Source organism: Bradyrhizobium sp. BRP23 (assembly GCF_020194135.1).
GTDB classification, from domain to species: Bacteria; Pseudomonadota; Alphaproteobacteria; order Rhizobiales; family Xanthobacteraceae; genus Bradyrhizobium; species Bradyrhizobium yuanmingense.
The window spans coordinates 1-20,214 of record NZ_JADYVW010000005.1; the positions used below are offsets into that span (position 1 = coordinate 1).

General features: G+C 64.9%; 19 protein-coding genes. 9 read left to right on the forward strand and 10 right to left on the reverse strand.

Going from position 1 to position 20,214, the window contains the following annotated elements; genetic code table 11:
• Positions 1-69: 69 nt before the first annotated feature.
• On the reverse strand, positions 70-333 hold the full coding sequence (locus I6F24_RS14865; protein WP_225150782.1) for a hypothetical protein: 264 nt from the start codon (positions 331-333) through the stop codon (positions 70-72).
• A gap of 141 nt (positions 334-474) precedes the next feature.
• The gene (locus I6F24_RS14870; RefSeq protein ID WP_225156433.1) at positions 475-1,281 is read right to left on the reverse strand and encodes a creatininase family protein; all 807 of its coding nucleotides are present in this window, start codon (positions 1,279-1,281) and stop codon (positions 475-477) included.
• 153 nt (positions 1,282-1,434) lie between these two features.
• Here I6F24_RS14870 and I6F24_RS14875 point away from each other — a divergent pair, with 153 nt between their 5' ends.
• The 6 genes from I6F24_RS14875 to I6F24_RS14900 all read left to right on the forward strand — a co-directional run bounded on the left by I6F24_RS14875 (position 1,435) and on the right by I6F24_RS14900 (position 6,862).
• Positions 1,435-2,457, forward strand: a complete 1,023-nt coding sequence (locus I6F24_RS14875; RefSeq protein WP_225150786.1) for an ABC transporter substrate-binding protein — start codon at positions 1,435-1,437, stop codon at positions 2,455-2,457.
• 191 nt (positions 2,458-2,648) lie between these two features.
• On the forward strand, positions 2,649-3,464 hold the full coding sequence (locus I6F24_RS14880; protein WP_225150788.1) for an ABC transporter ATP-binding protein: 816 nt from the start codon (positions 2,649-2,651) through the stop codon (positions 3,462-3,464).
• Positions 3,461-4,279 (forward strand): ABC transporter permease, encoded by an 819-nt coding sequence (locus tag I6F24_RS14885; protein WP_057027478.1) that lies wholly within the window; start codon positions 3,461-3,463, stop codon positions 4,277-4,279. The genes I6F24_RS14880 and I6F24_RS14885 overlap by 4 nt, the downstream gene beginning before the upstream one ends.
• Complete coding sequence (locus I6F24_RS14890) at positions 4,279-5,268, forward strand: 2-hydroxyacid dehydrogenase (RefSeq protein ID WP_057027479.1); 990 nt, start codon at positions 4,279-4,281, stop codon at positions 5,266-5,268. The genes I6F24_RS14885 and I6F24_RS14890 overlap by 1 nt, the downstream gene beginning before the upstream one ends.
• Positions 5,268-5,990, forward strand: a complete 723-nt coding sequence (locus I6F24_RS14895; RefSeq protein WP_036014220.1) for an AprI/Inh family metalloprotease inhibitor — start codon at positions 5,268-5,270, stop codon at positions 5,988-5,990. Before I6F24_RS14890 ends, I6F24_RS14895 begins: the two co-directional genes overlap by 1 nt.
• Positions 5,991-6,157: 167 nt before the next feature.
• Complete coding sequence (locus tag I6F24_RS14900) at positions 6,158-6,862, forward strand: tetratricopeptide repeat protein (protein ID WP_225156436.1); 705 nt, start codon at positions 6,158-6,160, stop codon at positions 6,860-6,862.
• A 5-nt stretch (positions 6,863-6,867) separates the two neighbouring features.
• Here I6F24_RS14900 and radC read toward each other — a convergent pair whose 3' ends face one another.
• The 4 genes from radC to I6F24_RS14920 all read right to left on the reverse strand — a co-directional run bounded on the left by radC (position 6,868) and on the right by I6F24_RS14920 (position 11,604).
• Positions 6,868-7,581 carry a DNA repair protein RadC gene (gene radC, locus I6F24_RS14905; protein ID WP_225150791.1) on the reverse strand — a complete coding sequence of 238 codons (714 nt, stop codon included), beginning with the start codon at positions 7,579-7,581 and terminating at the stop codon, positions 6,868-6,870.
• Between the two features lie 245 nt (positions 7,582-7,826).
• A complete protein-coding gene (locus I6F24_RS14910; protein WP_225150793.1) occupies positions 7,827-8,975 on the reverse strand; it encodes an adenylate/guanylate cyclase domain-containing protein in 1,149 nt (382 codons plus the stop codon).
• A gap of 373 nt (positions 8,976-9,348) precedes the next feature.
• Complete coding sequence (gene map / locus I6F24_RS14915; RefSeq protein ID WP_036014218.1) at positions 9,349-10,167, reverse strand: type I methionyl aminopeptidase; 819 nt, start codon at positions 10,165-10,167, stop codon at positions 9,349-9,351.
• A gap of 120 nt (positions 10,168-10,287) precedes the next feature.
• Positions 10,288-11,604, reverse strand: coding sequence for a mechanosensitive ion channel domain-containing protein (locus tag I6F24_RS14920; protein WP_225145590.1), 1,317 nt, complete (start codon positions 11,602-11,604; stop codon positions 10,288-10,290).
• Positions 11,605-11,812: 208 nt separating this feature from the next.
• On the opposite strand from I6F24_RS14920, the gene I6F24_RS14925 reads away from it, so the two are divergent.
• A complete protein-coding gene (locus I6F24_RS14925) occupies positions 11,813-13,606 on the forward strand; it encodes a potassium/proton antiporter (RefSeq protein ID WP_036026415.1) in 1,794 nt (597 codons plus the stop codon).
• Positions 13,607-13,742: 136 nt separating this feature from the next.
• Positions 13,743-14,003, forward strand: coding sequence for a PepSY domain-containing protein (locus I6F24_RS14930; RefSeq protein ID WP_036014215.1), 261 nt, complete (start codon positions 13,743-13,745; stop codon positions 14,001-14,003).
• A gap of 15 nt (positions 14,004-14,018) precedes the next feature.
• Here the strand turns inward: I6F24_RS14930 and modC are convergent, their stop codons facing one another.
• The 4 genes from modC to mepA all read right to left on the reverse strand — a co-directional run bounded on the left by modC (position 14,019) and on the right by mepA (position 17,543).
• On the reverse strand, positions 14,019-14,681 hold the full coding sequence (gene modC, locus I6F24_RS14935) for a molybdenum ABC transporter ATP-binding protein (RefSeq protein ID WP_225150795.1): 663 nt from the start codon (positions 14,679-14,681) through the stop codon (positions 14,019-14,021).
• 2 nt (positions 14,682-14,683) lie between these two features.
• On the reverse strand, positions 14,684-15,379 hold the full coding sequence (modB, locus tag I6F24_RS14940; protein WP_225114603.1) for a molybdate ABC transporter permease subunit: 696 nt from the start codon (positions 15,377-15,379) through the stop codon (positions 14,684-14,686).
• Between the two features lie 67 nt (positions 15,380-15,446).
• Positions 15,447-16,232 carry a molybdate ABC transporter substrate-binding protein gene (gene modA / locus I6F24_RS14945; RefSeq protein WP_225145591.1) on the reverse strand — a complete coding sequence of 262 codons (786 nt, stop codon included), beginning with the start codon at positions 16,230-16,232 and terminating at the stop codon, positions 15,447-15,449.
• Positions 16,233-16,598: 366 nt separating this feature from the next.
• Positions 16,599-17,543 (reverse strand): penicillin-insensitive murein endopeptidase, encoded by a 945-nt coding sequence (gene mepA / locus I6F24_RS14950; RefSeq protein WP_225147220.1) that lies wholly within the window; start codon positions 17,541-17,543, stop codon positions 16,599-16,601.
• 416 nt (positions 17,544-17,959) lie between these two features.
• Here mepA and I6F24_RS14955 point away from each other — a divergent pair, with 416 nt between their 5' ends.
• The gene (locus I6F24_RS14955) at positions 17,960-20,161 is read left to right on the forward strand and encodes an EAL domain-containing protein (protein ID WP_225150798.1); all 2,202 of its coding nucleotides are present in this window, start codon (positions 17,960-17,962) and stop codon (positions 20,159-20,161) included.
• Positions 20,162-20,214 lie beyond the last annotated feature (53 nt).

Consider the following 20,214-nt stretch of genomic DNA (forward strand, 5'->3'; position numbering starts at 1 on the left):
GACACGGGGTGGATGAGGCGCCCGTGTCGGACGCGGGATCCACGTGGAGATCGGCCTCAGATACTCAGATCAGTAGCAGGTGCGAACGCGGCCGATGTACTGGCCGAAGGCGTTGTACTGGGCGACCCAGCCGCAGCGGTAATAGCCGTGGTAATAGGGATCGTTGGTAGCAGCGATCGCGGAGCCGACGACGGCGGCGGTAGCGATGCCGGCGCCGACACCCCAGACCCACTTCGGCTGCTTGGCTTCGGCCGAATTGGTGGTGGACGCGATGCTGCCGGCAACAGTGAGAGCAGCGAGAGCTGCGGCGGCAATCTTGGTCTTAATCGACATGTGAAAACTCCATCCGGGGTTGAGGCGGTCCGTTGTGGCCCGCGTGCCCAGTTGGACGGAGGCTGCTCGCGTCCGGTTCGAAGACTGCAAATGCGCTCGCGAAGAATAGATCTTTCCTGAATGAATCCAGGAAGATGCCCCCTAGCCGAGGGGACCCTTGGCAAGCCTGTTCACGTCGAAGTTATCGACCTCACCCAGCAGCTCGCAGAACGCCGTCGCGCCCTGATCGAGCAGCTGCTCGCCCTTCTCTGGCTGCGCCAGCGTCGCGTTGCCGACGGCACCGCTGGTGTTGAGATCCTGCGCCTGCCAGGCGAACGGCGCCGGCCGCTGCGTCGACAGCCAGCGATACTGCTGCTCGATCGCGATGCTGCTCGCGGGAAAATCGGCGATCGCATCCTTGTGCACCTGATCCGGATAGCGCGCCAGCATGATCGAGGTTTCGACCGCGCCGCCGTGAATGCCGTGCCGCACTTCATCGGCCGGGAACAATTTGTCGACGCCTGAGAGCCGTGACCACGACGTCGTCACCACGAACAGCTTGTGATGCGCACGCAGATCCTGCGCGACCAGCATCATCGCCGCGCTGTTGCCGCCATGGCTGGTGACGATGACGAGCTTCCTCACGCCGCGGCGTGCAACGTCCGCGCCGATCGCTGCCCATTTCCTCAGCGCGATTTCAGTCGGCAGCGTCTGCGTGCCCGGATAGTCGATATGTTCGGTCGAAATCCCGACCCGTTCGACCGGGAGGAAGCTCGCCGGAATGCTGGCGGGCAACAGTTCGCGCACACGTGCGAGGTAGGCGTCCGCGATCAGCACGTCCGTCGTCAGCGGCAGATGCGGGCCGTGCTGCTCGGTTGCCGCCAGCGGCAAAACCGCGATCCAGCGCGACACCTCGCCGGGGCTCGCATCAGCCCAGTCGATGTCGATCCAGTCGCGGGAGGGCGTCATCGAGGTTTCCTTGCCCGAATTTGTCACGTAATTTGCGGTTTGAGGGGATGCGGGCCCGGGCGGCTCGCATCCCCTGATGTCATGCGGTTCTATCGCGTTGCCTTCACCCGGACCAGACGCGATTGGGCCAGCCACGATCGACGGAGTGCCATTATGACCCCCTTTCATCTGCGGCGAGCGTTAATTGCGGGCTTGTTGGCCGCTCTCGCCTCCTTTGCGCCGGCGCGCGCCCAAACGCTGGACAAGGTCACCTTCGGCACCAACTGGGTCGCCGAGGCCGAGCATGGCGGCTTCTTCCAGGCGGTCGCCGACGGCACCTACAAGAAATACGGCCTCGACGTCACCATCGTCCCCGGCGGCCCGAACGAGAACAACCGGATGCTGCTGATCGCCGGCAAGATCGATTTCTTCATGGCCGCGAACACGCTGATGTCGTTCGATGCCGTCGCCAACAACGTTCCCGTCATCACCATCGCCGCGATTTTCCAGAAGGATCCGCAGGTGATGCTGACGCAGCCTGATGCCAAGGTCGCCAAGCTCGAGGACCTCAAGCCGCTGACGCTGTTCGTCTCCAAGGAAGGCATGACCAGCTACTTCCAGTGGCTGAAATCCGAATACGGCTTCAGCGACAAGAACGTCCGCCCCTATAATTTCAATCCGCAGCCCTTCATCGCCAACGCGAAGAGCGCGATGCAGGGTTACGTGACCTCCGAGCCGTTTGCGGTGGAGAAGGCCGCCGGCTTCAAGCCCAATGTGCTGTTGCTCGCCGATTACGGCTTCAACACCTATTCGACGCTGATCGAAACCCGCCGCGAGATCGTCGAGAAGAAGCCCGACCTCGTGCAGCGCTTCGTCGATGCCTCCATGATCGGCTGGTACAATTACCTCTACCGGGACAATTCCGCCGGCAACGCCCTGATCAAGCAGCTCAACCCGGAGATGACCGACGATCTCCTGGCCTATTCCGTCGTCAAGATGAAGGAGCACGGCATCGTCGATTCCGGCGACAGCTTGAAGAACGGCATCGGCGCAATGAGCGACGAGCGCTATGCCTCCTTCTTCAACAAGATGGTCAAGGCCGGGGTCGTGAAGGCGGATCTCGACTACCGCAAATCCTACACGCTGCGCTTCGTCAACAAGGGCGTCGGCGTCGAGCTGCGCCCGAACAAGCCGTAAATGTTGAGATCAGGCACGCCGGTGAGGCTGGCGCCCACCTCTCCCGAAGGGAGAGGTCGCATCGCATCGCCAGATGCGGTGCGGGTGAGGGGTAACGCTCCCTCGTTGGACCTGAGGCCCCTCACCCGGCGCTGCGCGCCGACCTCTCCCCGCTGGGGGGAGGTGACGTGCCCCGCCATGTTCAGCGCGTGATGACAGAGAGCAGAACCGCGCCCGCCGTCGAGGCCAGCCTGACGCATCTCGCCGTCAGCCTGCGTGGCGTGACGAAAACTTACGACAACGGCGTGATGGCGCTCGGCCCGTTCGACCTTGCCGTCCGCAAGGGCGAGTTCATCTCGCTGCTGGGACCCTCCGGCTGCGGCAAGTCGACGGTGTTGCGGCTGATCGCCGAGCTCAGCGCGCCGTCGTCGGGCACGGTGCGAGTGGCACGGCACGAGGGCGTGCCACAGCCAGGTCACGGCATCGGCTTCGTGTTTCAGGAGCCGACCCTGATGCCCTGGGCCAATGTCCGCGAGAACGTGCGCCTGCCGCTGAAGCTCGGCGGCGTGCCGAAGGCGGAGGGGCGCGCGCGTGCCGACGCGGCGCTGGCCAGCGTCGGCCTTGCTGATTTCGCCGATGCCTTTCCGCGCGAGCTCTCCGGCGGCATGAAGATGCGGGTGTCGCTGGCGCGTGCGCTTGTCACCGATCCCGATATCCTCCTGATGGACGAGCCGTTCGCCGCGCTCGACGAGATCACGCGCTTCCGCCTCAACAACGATCTGCTGGCGCTGTGGCGAGGCTTACGCAAGACCGTCATCTTCGTCACCCATTCGGTGTTCGAATCCGTCTATCTGTCGCAGCGCGTCGTCGTCATGACGGCGCGCCCCGGCCGCATCCAGGCCGACATCCGCATCGAGACGGTCGAGCCGCGGGGCGAGGAGTTTCGCACCTCGACGGCCTATTCCGATTATTGCCGACGCGTGTCGGCCGCGCTGGCGCCGTCCTATTCGGGGCAGTCGACGCTATGAACGCTCAAGCTCCCGTGCCCGCAAAATCGTCCGGCGCGCAACGCGCGATGCGCTTCGTGCTGCCCGTCATCGTCTTCGCAGCCGGCCTCTTTGCCTGGGAACTCGTGGTCCGCATCAGGGAGATCCCGCCTTACGTGCTGCCGGCGCCCTCCGTCATCGTGCTGACACTGATCAAGGACTGGGCGGTGCTGTCACAATCGCTGGCGACCACGCTTGTCACCACGCTCGAAGGTTTTGTCGCCGCCAGCATCGGCGGCATCGCACTGGCGCTGCTGTTCAACCAGTCGAAATGGGTGGAATATTCGCTGTTCCCCTATGCAATCGTGCTGCAGGTGACGCCTGTCATCGCGATCGCGCCGCTCTTGCTGATCTATCTGGAGCAGCAGACCGCGGTGGTCGTCTGCGCCTTCATCGTCGCCTTCTTCCCGGTGCTGTCGAACACCACGCTCGGGCTAAACTCGGTGGACCGCAACCTCGCCGGCCTGTTCCAGCTCTATGGCGCATCGAAGCCGCAAACCCTGCGCTTCCTCAAGCTGCCGGCGGCGCTGCCCTACATCCTCGGCGGCCTGCGCATCGCCGGCGGCCTGTCGCTGATCGGCGCGGTCGTGGCCGAGATCGCGGCCGGAACGGCCGGCGCCGGCTCCGGGCTCGCCTACAGGATCGCCGAGTCAGGCTATCGCTTGAACATACCCCGCATGTTCGCCGCGCTGCTTCTGTTGTCGCTGGCCGGGATTGTCATCTATGGGGTGCTGGCGCTAGTTTCCCACCTCGTTTTACGGCGCTGGCATGAGAGCGCGCTTGGAAAGGAAAACTGATGGCTGCCGGTTCGATTTCGTCCGAAAAGATCGACCTTCTGATCTATGGGCCGGTGCGGCCGATCCTCGAGAACGGGTTTTCCGATCATTTCGTCGTGCACAAGGCCGAGACGCGCGGCGATCTCGAGCGGCTGACGCCCGCGGTGCGCGACAAGATCCGCGGCGTCGCGGTGACCTACCACACCGTGCGCGCGGACAAGGACTCGCTGTCGCAGCTGCCGAAGCTGGAGATGGTGGCGAGCTTCGGCGTCGGCTACGACCACATCGATGCCAAATATGCGGCCGAGCACGGCATTATCGTGACCAACACGCCCGACGTCTTGACCGAGGAGGTCGCCGACGTCGCGATGGGCCTTCTGATCTCCACCTTGCGCGAGTTCATCAAGGCCGACCGCTATGTCCGCTCCGGGCTCTGGCAGACCCAGAACTATCCGCTCAGCGTCGGCTCGCTGCGCGACCGCAAGGTCGGCATCGTCGGCATGGGCCGGATCGGCCAGGCCATCGCGCGCCGGTTAGATGCCTCGCTGGTGCCGGTGGTCTACCACTCCCGCAATCCCTCCAAGGACGTCTCGTACAAGCACTATCCTGACCTGATCGAGATGGCGAAAGCGGTCGACACGCTTGTTGTGATCGTGCCCGGCGGTGCCAGCACCAACAAGATGATCAATGAAGAGGTACTCAAGGCGCTCGGCCCGCGCGGCGTGCTGGTCAACGTCGCCCGCGGCTCGGTGATCGACGAGCCGGCGCTGATCCAGGCGCTGAAATCCGGCACCATTCTCGCCGCCGGGCTCGACGTGTTCGCGGCCGAGCCGAACGTGCCCGACGAGCTCAAGACCATGCAGAACGTCGTGCTGCTGCCGCATATCGGCTCGGCCTCGGTGGTGACGCGCAACGCCATGGACCAGCTCGTGGTCGACAATCTCAAGGCCTGGTTCGCCGGCAAGGCGCCGCTGACGCCGGTTGCGGAAACGCCGGTCAAGGGACGCTGATGATCGCTCGTCGCCTTCTCGCATATGTCGTTGCGGCCTGCCTGGCCGCGATCGGCGCCGTCGCGGCCTCCTTGGCCGCGATCGGCATCGCGCATGCGCAGGATGCGGCGAGCCTGAAGAAGCAGATGCCAGGACAGTGGGAGCTCTCGACCACCGAGCGCAGCAAGACCTGCGTCGTCACGCTGAAGGCTGACGCCGCAGGCCAGGGTTTCAAGCTGGAGCTGGAGCCGTCCTGCAAGACCGCGCTGCCCTTCACCAAGGACATCGTGGCCTGGAGCGTGAGGGGCCTCGACATCGTGCGCCTGCAGGATGCGACCGGCGAAGCCGTGATCGACTTCACCGAGGTCGAGGCCGGCATCTTCGAGGGCCTGCGCCAGGGCGAGGGCGTCTACATCCTGCAGGATCTCGCCGCCGCGCGCTCGATGGCGAAGTCGATGGACCAGATGATCGGCGATTGGTCGATGGTGCGCCGCAACGGCCAGCCGGTGTGCGGGCTGACGCTGACCAACACCGAGGCTGATGCGGACAATTTCCAGGTTTTCCTCAAGCCGAGATGCGACGCCACGATCGCGCAGTTCAACCCGACGCAATGGCGCCTCGAGCGCGGCCAGATCATCCTGATGTCGAAATCCGGCGAAGCCTGGCAGTTCGAGGCCGACGACAACGCGCAATGGCGCCGCGTCCCCGACACCGCCGATCCCCTGATCATGCTGCGGCAGTAGGGCGTCGGCCGAGACCGCTAAGGCCGCGCGGCGTTTGGTCGTGCCCTGACGGGACGAACTCGGATGGGCCAAAAATCGCCTTGACCCCGGAATATTGCCGGCTCGAACTTTTCTCGCATCTGGAGAGACCAAGACAAGGAATCGTTCAAACTCGATCGGGCTTTGACATGAAATTCGTTGCCCTGGCCTTTTCGTGCCTTCTGCTTGTCGCGACGCCCGCCAGCGCGAATGACAGCCGCACCTTCAATGCGATGGTCGCGTTGGCCAATCGCGGAGATGCGGAGGCGCAATATCATGTCGGCATGATGCACAATAACGGCATCGGCACACAGCAGGATCGCAGCCAGGCATTCGAGTGGTTTCAAAAATCGGCCGCGGCCAACGATCCGCTCGGAGCCTATAAGCTCGGCTGCTATTATGACGGGCAAGGCGTGGGCGTCGTCGCAACGGATCCGGATCAGGCATTGAAGTACAAGCTTGTGTCCGCCAAGGCCGGCTACGCGCGTGCCCAGCACGATGTCGCTCTCATGTATGACCGGCAAGGGAATAGGGAAGAAGCGCTGAAGTGGTGGAAGATGGCCGGCGACCAGGGTCTCCCCAGCGCCCTCTTCAGCCTGTCCCGCGCATATTCCGCAGGAAAGGGCACGCCGAGGGACCTGTCCCTGTCGTATGCCTATTTCAAGCTCTCGAAGGTGGCGCCGGCCAAGAACGTGAACGAGATGGCTTCCCTGTTGTCCAAGCCTGAGCTCGAGAAGGCCGAGAAAATGGTTGCCGAATGGAAGCCGCAACCGACCGCCCTGACGCTGAAGGCATTCGCCGGCATCACAGCCGCGGAAAACCACTTGAAAGCCGCCAAGAACCAGGCGTTCTGATTGGCCTAGATCAACCGCATTCCGCGCAGGCTCGCATGCCCACTCTTGCCCACGATGATGTGGTCGTGCACGGCAATCCCGAGCGGTTTTGCGATGTCGATGATCGCCTTGGTCATCTGGATGTCGGCCTGCGAGGGCGAGGGATCGCCGGAGGGGTGGTTGTGCACTAGGATCAGCGCGGTCGCCGATAGTTCCAGCGCGCGCTTGATCACCTCGCGCGGATAGACCGGGGTGTGGTCGACCGTGCCGGTCTGCTGCACCTCGTCGGCGATCAGCTGGTTGCGCTTGTCCAGGAACAGCAGGCGGAATTGCTCCTTGTCGGCAAACGCCATGCTGGTGCGGCAATAGGCGATCACCTCGTTCCAGGATGACAGCGCGTTGCGGCTGTTGACCTCGCCCTTGGCGACGCGATGCGCGGCAGCTGCGATCAGCTTGAGCTGGTTGACCGCGGCCTCGCCGACCCCGTCGACCTCGCGCAGGCGCGCCACCGGGGCATGAACGACCTCGGCGAACGAGCCGAAGGTCTTGATCAGCGTCTTCGCCAGCGGCTTGGTGTCGCGCCGCGGCAGCGCGGCAAACAGCGCCATCTCGAGCAGCTCGTAATCGCTGAGCGCATCCGCGCCCGCGCTATAGAAGCGCTCGCGCAGCCGCTCGCGATGGCCAAGATAATGCGGCGTGTCGTCAGGTCTGCTCTTGTCGTGGTCCGGCTTGGCGGGCATCGGCCGCCAGCATTGCCGGGGATGGTGGTTTTTGCAACCGTCAATTGCGCGCGCCTTGCATAGGTGCGCTTCCGGCATGAAGCGGATGATGATCAGCCGACCGTTTTTCCCGCCCTTCGTCTCAGCTGGCGATCATGGGCCCTGGTGACGCCAGAAGCTATCGTTGGGCACGACGCCTGCGGGATCGGCAGCCAGGTCCGGCCTGATACGATCGAGGAAGTACATCGGGGTGGGCCCCTTGCCCTTCACCTCGATGCTGCCGCGCGGTTCGCAGATGAAGCGCGCTTGACCACGTTCCAGGTCGCCTCGGCAATGTTGATCCGTCCGGGATCGGCGGCCGCCTGCAGACGCGCGGCGACGTTCACCGCGTTGCCCCAGATATCGTAGCTGAACTTGCGCGTTCCGACGACGCCAGCGATGACCGGGCCGGTGTTGATGCCGATTCGCGCCATCCAGAGCGGCAGCCTCAGCCGTTCGCGCTGACGGTTCGCCTTGGCGAGCAGGTCCTGAATCTCGAGCGCCGCCAGCGCGGCATCGACAGCGTGCGTCCGGTTGATCTCGGGCAGGCCGCCGGCACAGAGATAGGCATCGCCGATGGTCTTTATCTTTTCGCGCCGATGGCGCGCAATGATCTCGTCGAACGTGCTGTAGTACTCGTCGAGCTGGTGCACGACCTGCGCCGGCTCGATCGCCTCGACGTGCCGGGTGAAGTCGGCGAAATCGACGAAGAGGATGCTGACCGACTGGTAGAAGCGCGGCCGCACCTTCGCGTTGGCCTTGAGCTCCTCGGCGATCGCAGGGGGGAGGATGTTGAGCAGGAGCGCATCTGATTTGCTCCGCTCCGCCTCCGCCATTGCGCGCGCCTTGTCGAGCTCGGCCAGCATCTCGTCGCGCTCGCGGAGTCTACGTCTGAGCTCGAGCTGAGCCACGGCCTGACGCGAGATCCGCCGCACTGCTTCTTGCTGCTCGAAGCTGAGCTCGCGCGGCTCGAAATCGATGACGCACAGCGTTCCGAGCGCGTATCCCTCCTCGCTGATCAGCGGCATGCCGCAATAGAAGCGCAGCCCGAACTCGCCGGCGACCAACGGCGAATCGCTGAACCTCGGATCCTTCGTGAGGTCAGGCACATACATGAGATCGTCATGGCAGATCGTCGCCTGGCAGATCGAGATCTCCTTGGGCACGTGCGTAAGGTCAGGCGGCAGGCCGCACTTGGCCTTGAGCCATTGTCGCTTGTCGTCGAGGAAGGTCAGCAGCCCGGCGCTGCAGCCGCAGATCTGCGCCGCCAAGTCCGCCAGTTCATCATAGGCGATCTCCGGCGGCGTATCGAGAATGCGATAGGTTTCGAGGGCTTGCTGCCGCGCCTGCTCGTTGTCCGGCAGGTAGATCTTCATGTCGTCCGCCACCGCTCGACAGAACCCGCCATGACCATATCTCCATGCCCAGTCAAGACGCCTGCATTAGAACACCGGAGGCGGATCATGGAAAGGTGCGACTCCCTGCGCACTCAGCGAAACCGACGTGATTGTGGTCATGCTTTTCCTATCATGCACGTGCTTTCACCTCGACGTCGGCCGCCTGTTGCCCGTCGCGTGCGTCTTAGCGCTGTTGTGGGGGGCCTTCTGGCGAAGGCAAGATCTGGGACGATCAACCGAGACCCGGACTCGGGCCTAGGTCAGTAAGCGCGTCCTCGACGCGTTGGTGCGCAAAGGCAGAATCGCCACCCGCCAAAGGGGGCCGCCGATAGCAATAGCCGACGCACCGGGCTCACCCGATCTGCTTCTCGCCGTGCCGCGCCGATAGCGTGAAGATCTCGACGCCGGTCGCCGTCACGCCGACCGAGTGCTCGAACTGCGCCGACAGCGAGCGGTCGCGGGTCACCGCGGTCCAGCCGTCGGACAGGATCTTCACGTGCGGCTTGCCGAGATTGATCATCGGCTCGATGGTGAAGAACATGCCGGGCTTGAGCTGCACGCCCTCGCCGGGCCGGCCGATATGGATGATGTTCGGCTCGTCGTGGAACATGCGCCCCAAACCATGGCCGCAGAAATCGCGCACCACGCTCATGCCCTGCGGCTCGACGAAGCTCTGGATGGCGTGGCCGATGTCGCCGGTGGTGGCGCCGGGCTTCACCGCGGCAATGCCGCGCATCATGGCTTCATAGGTCACCTCGATCAGCCGCTCGGCCTTGCGGGCGATTGGGCCGATCGCATACATCCGGCTGGAATCGCCATACCAGCCGTCGACGATGAAGGTGACGTCGATGTTGACGATGTCACCCTCCTTCAGCGGACGGTCGCCGGGCATGCCGTGGCAGACAACATGGTTGAGCGAGGTGCAGGTCGAGTAGCGGTAGCCGCGATACATCAGCGTCGCCGGATAGGCACCATGGCTGAAGGCGAAGTCGCGGACGAATTCGTCGATTCTGGAGGTCGGCACGCCCGGCCCGACGATGTCGGTGAGCTCGTCCAGGCACCTGGCCACCAGCGCGCCCGCCTTGCGCATGCCGGCAAAGGCGGCAGGCCCGTGCAGCTTGATCTGTCCGGTCTTGCGCAGGGAGGTCTCGGTGGCGTCGACGTAGCTCATGCGTGTCAGGTCTTCTCGGGCTGATCTCGATGTCGGTGGAAAGGCTTGATTTCAGGCCCCAATCTAATGATTGGCAGGCTTCATGCAAGCCGAAGGGCCTGCTTGGGGGGTGAAAGTGACCTAATTCGGCACTTCCACGGCGGTTTCCACCGGCAGGGCGCCGCCGCGGATGCGGATTTCGCGGACGGGATAGGGAACTCGGATGCCCTCACGCTTGAAGGCGTCCCACAGCTCCAGCATCACGTCGCTCTTGACCTTGTCCATGCCGTCGGGGTCGGCGATCCAGAAGGTCAGCGAGAACTTCATCCCGGCTTCCGCGAACTCGCTCAGGAGACAGGTCGGGGGCTTGCCCTTCTGCGCGCGCGGATGAGCGGCGGCGGTCTCGGCGGCGAGCGTACAAACCAGCTTCGGGTCGGCGTCGTAATTGGTGCCGAAGGCGATCTTCACCAGCGTGTTCTTGTCGGTATAGGTCCAGTTAACGACCTTCTGCGTCACCAGATCCTCGTTCGGGACCAGGAATTCGCGCCCGTCGCCGGCAGCGACGGAAATATAGCGCGTCTTCATCGCGCTGATGCGGCCGGTGTTGTCGCCGATGGTGACGAGATCGCCGGGCTTCACCGATTTGTCGGCGAGCAGGATGATGCCAGAGATGAAATTGGCGACGATCTTCTGCAGGCCGATACCGATGCCGACGCCGACCGCGCCGGAGAACACCGCGAGCGCCGACAGGTCGATTCCGACCGCGCCGAGCGCGATCACGATGGCGACCGTGAGCAGCCCGATGCGGATGATCTTGACCAGCAGCACCTGCACCGATGGCGTCAGGTCGGTGGTCGAATTGATCCGGCTCTCGGCGAAATTGCTGGCGATGTTGGTGAGCCAGAGTGCGATCAGCAGCAGTGCGCCGGCCTTGAGCGCCAGGAGCGGGGTCAGCCTGAGGCCGCCGAGCACGATCGCAAAGGAATCCAATAGGTCGACCGTCGCATCGAGCTGGCCGACGATGGAGAGCGCGGCGATGAACCATGCCGTGATCGACACCAGCTTGACGATGAAGGCGTTGCGCAGCACCGAGGTCACGAGCCGGATCACGAGCCATGCGAAACCAAGCTTGGCTGCGACCATCAGGAGATAGGAACGGCTCGGCCAGGTCGCGTGATACATCACCACGCGCGAGACGATCACGAGCAGCGTGAACACCGCCGTCGAGGCGCTGGCGACCATGACCCGGACGAAATGCCGGAGCGGCAGCGGCCAGCGCATCGCCAGCGAGGTCAGGTCGACACGGCTGCGAATGGCGGCCTCCGCGGCATAGGCGATGCCGGCGGCGGCCAGGATGAGGCCGAATTGCAGGTAGAACCAGGGTGAGGAGAATTCTGCCCCGACGCTGCGTGCGGTGGTCTGCACGAGCTCCATGAAGTCTTTGAGGTCCATGTCCATCGGGTCTCGTCGGCAAGCGGGGAGGAATTGATTCGAGGGCGCCGGACAATCCCACAAAGGACGCGGCCGGGCCATCGATACACCGTGAAGTGAAGCGCGTTAAGGCCGTAAAACACGGGCAGATTGCCGCGAAGCGCGAAAATGGGTTGGCGCGCGAGTCCACCAACGATAAGGATGAAATTCCAGCGATTTCTTACCCGGAAGGTGGATGGCTTCCCTCGACTCCGTCAGTCTCGCCATATTGCTCGGCGCCGTCCTCGTCATGGCCGGCATCCTCTCCAGCCTGCTTGCGCTGCGCTTCGGCGCGCCCTTGCTGCTCGTCTTCCTCATCATCGGCATGCTCGCCGGCGATTCCGGCCCAGGTCAGCTCCAGTTCGACGACGTCCGCACCACCTATCTGGTCGGCTCCGTCGCGCTCGCTTTGATCCTGTTCGACGGCGGCCTGCGCACGCGCTTTGCCAGCATCCGCACCGTGCTTGCGCCGTCCGTGGTGCTCGCGACCGCAGGCGTGCTGCTGACCGCGCTGGTCACGGCGCCGTTCGCCAAATACGCGCTCGACCTCAACTGGTCGGAGTCGCTGCTGGTCGGGGCGGTGGTGGCCTCGACCGACGCGGCCGCTGTATTCCTCTTGGTGCACACCCAGGGCCTGCGTCTGCGCCCGCGCGTCGGCGCGACGCTGGAGGCCGAATCCGGCACCAACGATCCCTTCGCGATCTTCCTCACCTTGATGCTGGTCGAATACATCTCGGTCGGTACCAGCTCGCCCGGCCATGTGCTGATGGAGTTCATCCAGGAGGCGGTGCTGGGCGCCGTCGTCGGCGTCATCGGCGGCCGCCTCGTCGTCATCGCGCTCAACAAGGTCGCCCTACCGCAAGGCCTGCATGCGCCCTTCGTGACCACGGCCGCGCTCGTCATCTTCGGCGGCTCGCAGATCATGCACGCCTCCGGCTTCCTCGCCGTTTATCTTGCCGGCATCATCATCGGCAACCGGCCGACCCGCGCGCATAATTCGGTGGTGACGTTCCTCGACGCCGCGACCTGGCTGGCGCAGATCGTGATGTTCGTGCTGCTCGGCCTTCTGGTTTCGCCGAGCCGGTTGGGTTCCAGCGTGCTGCCGGCGGTCGCCGTCGCGTTGGTCTTGATGCTGGTGGCGCGCCCGCTCGCGGTGTTCGTGTGCCTGTCGCCGTTCCGCTTCAACTGGCGTGAGAAGATCTTCATCGCCTGGACCGGACTCCGCGGTGCGGTCGCGATCTTCCTGGCCTCGATCCCGATGCTGGTCGGGCTGCCCAAGGCCTATCTCTATTTCGACGTGGCCTTTGTCGTCGTCATCATCTCGCTTCTGCTGCAAGGCTGGACCCTGGCGCCGGCCGCGCGCAAGCTGCACGTGGCGCTGCCCCGCGCCGACCGCGGCCCCCGCCGCGTCGAGCTCGATCTGCCCGGCCAGCTCGAGCAGCAGCTGGTCGGCTATCCGGTGCGGCCCAAGAGCCTGTATTTCCGTCGCGGCCTGATCCCGTCCTGGTCCAAGCCGACACTGGTGATCCGCAACGAGCACATCCTGACGCCGACGGAGGCCGATCCGATCGCACCGGGCGACTACATCTATCTGCTGGCGCCGCCGGAAAAGGCCGAAGCGCTCGACCGTTTCTTCGTCGACATGCAGCCGAGCACCGCGCCCGATCCGCATCTGCTCGGCGACTTCATGGTCTCCGGCGAGCACACGCTCGCCGAGCTCGCCGCGATCTACGGTGTGAAGGTCGGCGAGGACGACGGCAAGCTGACCCTGGCAGATTATTTCGACGTCCATCTCGACCACGCGCCGAAAGAGGGCGCCGAGCTGCCGCTGGACGAGATCGTGCTGGTCGCACGATCAATCTCCGGCGGCCGCGTCAACGTCGTCGGCCTGCGTCTGCCGGAAGAAGACGAAACGCCGCCGCCGCTGACCCGCGCGCAGGCGGTGAGAAAGAAGCTCGCCGATGTCTGGACTTCGGTCGCCGGAGTTTGACTTGCGAAGAGGAACTGCCACCAAATCGCCGCAACCGCCGAAGTTTTGCGCGGCTTCGTGACATCCGGATCCGGAACGCTCCGCATTGCCTCTCGTTCTAAGCTGTATAGAACTTTGGACTGACAGGAGTACGCCAATGCGAAAGTTCGCCCTTCCGATCGCGACTGTCCTCGTGCTGGGCGCAGCGGCGCCGGCTATGGCCTACGACACCGGCGATCAGATCTCGATGCAGGTTGCGCTTGACGTCGCGACCGATCTTGGCGTTGCGACGGTGTCGCACACGAACTTCCTCGGCGACGAATGGCAGATTGAGGGCCGCGACCGCGCCGGCCGCTGGATCGAGGTCGATGTGGATGCCCGGACCGGCGAAGTGCGAAACGTCGACCGCGGCTGGTAGCGGGGGTTGGCCCGATCACGTCAGCACCTTCACCCCGCCGAACGACGTCACCCGTCCCTGCTTCAGCATCACGATCTGCGTCGCGAGCTGGCGCAGCTCGGCGACGTCGTGGCTGACATAGACCATCGGCACATTGGCCTCGTCGCGCAGTCGCACCAGGTAGGGCAGGATCTCGAGCTTGCGGCCCTCGTCGAGCGCGCCGAGCGGCTCGTCGAGCAGCAGGAGGCGCGGCTTCGACAGCAGCGCGCGGCCGAGCGCGACGCGCTGGCGCTCGCCGCCGGACAGCTTCCCGGGACGGCGATCCCTGAGCGCGCCGATGTCGAGCAGGTCGATGATGCGCTTGTGCTGCGCCGGATCGGGCGCAAGCCCGTTCATTCGCCGTCCGTAGTCGAGGTTCTGCGCCACGCTCAGATGCGGAAATAGCCGCGCATCCTGGAACACGTAGCCGATGCGGCGGCGGTAAGTGGGCACGTGAATGCCGGCCGCGGTGTCGTCGACGATCTCGCCGTCGATCGCGATGGTGCCGCGATCAGGCCGCAGCAGGCCGGCGATCATGTTGACCAGCGAGCTCTTGCCGGCGCCCGAGGCGCCGAACAGCCCGATGACGCGCCCCTCACTGCTGAAGGAAGCGGACAGCGAGAATTCACCGAGCTGTTTTTCGACCTCGACGCGCAGCATGGTCAATTCCCGTGCAGCCGCTGCGTGGCGCGGCGGGCGAACCATTCGGCCGCGATCAGCGCACCGATCGCGAGCACGATCGAGACGATCACGAGCCTTCCCGCAGCGGCATCGCCGTCCGGCGTCTGGATCAGCGAATAGATCGCGGACGAAATCGTCTGGGTCTCTCCTGGAATGTTGGAGACGAAGGTGATGGTGGCGCCGAACTCGCCGATCGCCTTGGCAAAGCCCAGCACCATGCCGGCGAGCACGCCCGGCAGCGCCAGCGGCAGCGTCACCGTGAAGAACACTTTCCACGGCGCTGCGCCGAGGGTCTCCGCAGCCTGCTCAAGCCGGCGGTCGATCGCCTCGATCGACAGTCGCATCGGCCGCACCAGCAGCGGAAACGCCATCACGCCGCAGGCGAGCGCAGCACCGGTCCAGCGGAACGCGAAGACGATGCCGAGATGGTCGGCGAGAAAGCTGCCAATGAGGCCTTTGCGACCGAAGCTGAGCAGCAGCAGATAACCGGTGACGACGGGCGGTAGCACCAGGGGCAGATGCACGAGTGCGTCGAGCACCGACTTGCCCCAGAAATCACGCCGCGCGAGCAGCCACGCCAGCGCAATGCCGAACGGCGTCGCGACCAGCGTGGCAATGACGGCGACCCTGAGCGAAAGCAGGATCGCCGTCCATTCGGCGGGAGAGATGTCGAACATCAAGCCGTCATATCAGGTCGCAGAAACAGGTTGCAAAATCAGGTTTGCAGGAATCAGGTCGCAACAATCAGGTTGTGGGGCTGATGAGGAACTTGAAGCCGTATTTTTCCAAGATGGCCTTGGCCGCCGCCGTGCGCAGGAAGGCGAGATAGCCGTTCGCCTCCGGCTTGGCGATGCTGGTCGCCGCGACCGGATAGATAATCGCAGGATGCGAATCCGCCGGGAAGGTGCCGACGATCTTCACGCCCGGCTCGATCTTGGCGTCGGTCGAATAGACAATGCCGAGCACGGCCTCGCCGCGGGCGACCAGTGTCAGCGCCGCGCGCACGCTCTCGGCCATGGCGAATTTCGGCTCTGCCGCCTGCCAGGCCCCGAGCTTTTCCAGCGCTGCCTTGGCGTATTTGCCTGCCGGTACCGACCTGACGTCACCGGTCGCGATCCTGCCGTCGCCGGCGAGCTTGGCGAGATCGAAACCTGGCGCGATCGTCACGCTGTCGATCTTGGAATCCTTCGGCGCGATCAGCACGATGCTGTTGCCGAGCAGATTCACTCTGGAAGGCTCGTTGATGGTCTTCTTGGCGATCGCGTAGTCCATCCAGTCGGTGTCGGCCGAGACGAACACGTCGGCCGGCGCGCCCTGCTCGATCTGCTTGGCCAGCACCGAGCTAGCGGCATAGCTGACGCTGAACTTGACCCCGGTCCTGGCGGTGTAGGCGGCGTCGATCTCGTCCAGCGCGTTCTTCATCGAGGCGGCGGCGAACACGGTGATGGTCTTGTCCTCGGCCGCGGCGGGCGCGACGGCCGTGCCGGCGAGAATGACGAAGGCGGTGAAAAGTCCTGACAGACGAAACATGGATGCGCTCCGTGCGGGCTCGCGCGCGCAAGGTTGCACGCGCGAAATCTGGCGTTGGCTGGTCAGATGCGACGGGCGGAAGCGCTGTTCCACGGTCCCTGGCGACGGCTTACGGCCGGCGGGGATATCGCAGTGCAAACATAGCAGGCCGTGGCCGCAGGTCAAAGCCGGCCGTTTGTCGGCCAGCTTCTATCGGGCCGGCGAGTTCGTCATCCCGGGGCGCGCGTAGCGCGAGCCCGGGATCCATAACCACAGGATTGCGTTGGGCGAAGACTCGGAGTGACCTGCTTCGCGCAAGTATCACTCCCTGTGGTTATGGGTCCCGGGCTCGCTTCGCGCCCCGGGACGACGTCCGTGGGCGAGCCCTTACGGCTTCACATCCCCTGCATGCAGCACCGCCTTGCAGGCTGCCGGCATCTGCGCAAGCGTCATCGGCGGCTTCGGCTTGGGCGGCTCGGGCGGCGGCTTGGGGTGCAGCACCGCATCGGAGAACCAGTAGGCGAGATCGGCGGGCTTGCAGCCTTCGTCCTCGGCCTGTGACGGCTGGCCCTCGCATTCGCCGGCCCCGGCCGGGCAGTGCATGCGGATGTGGAAGTGGTAGTCATGGCCCCACCAGGGGCGGATCTTCGACAGCCAGGCGCGGTCGCCCTTGGCCTCGCGGCACAGCGCCTTCTTGATCGCGGCGTTGACGAAGATGCGCTGCACGGCGGGCTCTCGCGCCGCGGCGCGCAGCACCAGGACGTGGCCTGGCGTGAACACCTTGGGGTCGATGTCGAGCCGGTCCTGGCGCACCATCATCACCGCCGACATTTCCTCGCGCTCCTCGCGCGAGAGCCGGCGGTCCGGCATCGGCGTCAGCCAGATGTCGGCGTCGAGACCGATCTGGTGGCTGGCATGGCCTGACAGCGCCGGCCCGCCGCGCGGCTGGGCGATGTCGCCGACCAGGATGCCGGGCCAGCCTGCGTCCTTGTGCGCCTTCGCGGCAAGCCGCCTGATCAGCGCGATCATGTCGGGATGACCGTAGCTGCGATTGCGCGACAGCCGCATCACCTGCCAATTGTCGCCGTTGACCGGCATCTGCGCGGCGCCGCCGATGCAGCCCCTGGTGTAGGAGCCGATGACGTGGGCCGGCCCCTTCGATGGCAGCAGCTTGCGCGCGAACAATTCCTTGGCGGCGAGATCGGGGTCGTTGGGATTGGCGAGCGGCGGCAGCGGCTTCGGGTTGATGCTGCCACGGTCCTGGGCCAGCGCGCCACCGGCGCCCAGGCAGACGAACGAGAGCAGGAGGAGGGTGATGCCGCGGCGACTCATGCTGACGCTCTTATAACCCAATGCTGCACCAGGGTTAAGAACGAGGCGACGAGCCCGCCGCCGGCTCATCGCAGCGCGCCCCGAATCGCGTCTCGACCCGCCGTTTCTTAAGGGTGTAATAACCGTATCCTGCATTGACCAAAATTCGTGCGCAGCGCGCAGAAAATTTTGCGGTTCGCATGCAATCGCGCGCAATTTCGGAACCGATTCAGGCGCGCGCGCAATTTTGCGCCAGATCGCTCATTGATTGCGGCGCCGCACTCAGTCTGATGGCGCCTGCCGCCGCCCGCCACGCCGCGCAAACAGGCAGTAAGCGCGCCGCGCGCGGACCGCGGCTGGCTAAGATTACTTTTTTTTCAGACACTTGCCTCAAAACTTGCGACCGCTGGACGCGACTGGGACGAGTGAAGTTGAGTTTGGGGTCTCGAAAAACAAGAAAGCGAAAGCAAAGCACGCTTGCCCGCGCCGGCCAAAAGGCGCGCAAGCCGCGCTTCGCGTGCGCGCACCGTGCCCTTTCCGAACACGACGAAATCCTGCGCAGCCGTGCCGAGGCGGAAGCCGCGATCGCGGAGGCGCGCAAGTCGCATGAGCGCCTGCGCCAGGCCATCGACATCCTGCCGCAGGGCATCGTGTTTCTCGACGCCGAAGGCCGCTACGTCCTCTGGAACAGGAAATACGCCGAGATCTACAGCAAGACCGCCGATCTGTTCGAGGAGGGCGCGCGGCTCGAGGACACGCTGCGCATCGGCGTCGCCCGCGGCGACTATCCCGAGGCCATCGGCAATGAAGAAGCCTGGATCGCAGAGCGCCTGCAAAAACTCTACAAGCCCGGCGCGCGCCACGAGCAGAAGCTGTCGGACGGCCGCGTCATCCTGATCGACGAGCGCTTGACCGATGACGGCGGCGTCGTCGGCCTGCGCGTCGATATCACCGAGCTCAAGCAGCGCGAGGCCTCGTTCCGCCTGCTGTTCGACGGCAATCCCGTACCCATGATCGTCTGCGCGCTGGACGACGAGCGCATCCTCGGCGTCAACGATGCCGCGGTCGCGCATTATGGCTACAGCCGGGCCGAGTTCGAGCGATTGAAGATCCGGTCCTTGCAGGCGTTCGAAAGCGTGCCACCCTGGACCGTCGATGGGACCGGCGAGGATCAGGCCGGCCGCACCTGGAAGCACGTCAAGGCCGACGGCGCGCTGATCGACCTTGCGATCTATTCCCGCGAATTGACTTATGCCGAGCGGCCCGCGGTGCTGCTCGCGCTGATGGACATCACCGAGCGCAAGCGCGCGGAGGCGCGACTCGCCTTCATGGCCCAGCATGACGGGCTGACCGGTCTGCCCAATCGCAACCTGCTGCGGCAGCAGATGGACGAGATGCTGCTGCACACGCGCCGCGGCTCCGAGAAGGTCGCGCTGCTGATACTAGGGCTCGACAATTTCAAGGCGGTCAACGACACCCTGGGGCATGCGGTCGGCGACAAGCTGCTGCGCGGCGTCGCCAAGCGACTACGCTCCACCTTGCGTGACGAGGATGGGCTGGCCCGCCTCAACTCCGACGAGTTCGCGGTTCTGCAGAGCGGGCTGGCGCGTCCCGAGGACGCGGTGATGCTGGCCAAGCGCCTCCTTGCGGCCATTGCCGATCCCTATCTGCTCAACGGTCATTCCGTGGTGATCGGCGCCTCGATCGGCATTGCGATGGCGCCGGGCGACGGCGAGGATTCTGAAAAGCTGCTCAAGAGCGCCGACATGGCGCTGTCGCGCGCCAAGCTGGACGCGCGCGGCAGCTTCGCCTTCTTCGAGGCCGCACTCGACGCGAAGGCGCAGAGCCGCCGCAAGATCGAGGTCGAGCTGCGCGATGCGATCCAGAATGACGTGCTGCGGCCGTACTACCAGCCCCTGATCGATCTCTCGAGCGGCCGCATCACCGGCTTCGAGGCGCTGGTGCGTTGGCCGCATGCCGAGCGCGGCATGGTGTCGCCGGCCGAGTTCATTCCGGTCGCCGAAGACACCGGCCTGATCAATCCGCTCGGCGGGCTGATGCTGCGCCGGGCCTGCCTCGACGCCGCGGCCTGGCCCGACGACGTCCGCGTCGCCGTCAACCTGTCGCCGCTCCAGTTCCGCAGCGGCAATCTGCTCTCGATGGTCACTGACGCGCTGAAACATTCCGGCCTGCCGCCGCGCCGGCTCGAGCTCGAGATCACCGAGACGCTGCTCCTGGAGAAGAGCGCGCAGGTGCTGGCGACACTGCATGCGCTGCGCGCGCTCGGCGTGCGCATCTCCATGGACGATTTCGGCACCGGCTATTCCAGCCTCAGCTACCTACGCAGCTTCCCGTTCGACAAGATCAAGATCGACCAGTCCTTCGTGCGCGATCTCGCGGCCAACCGCGAGGCCCAGGCGATCATCCGCTCGATCGTCAGCCTCGGCAAGGGCCTTGGCGTCACCATCACCGCCGAAGGCGTCGAGACCGAAGCCGAGCTCAGCTGCCTCCGCGCCGAAGGCTGCCATGAGGGCCAGGGCTTCCTGTTCAGCAAGGCCCGGCCGAATGCGGAGATCGTCAGCCTGCTGGCCGCACAGCGCGGCATCGACCGCAACGAGGACGCCGCGCTGGTGGCGTGACCGCTCGCCTCCACGATATCTAAGAACGTACCGCTTCGCCCATCGGCCTCTCC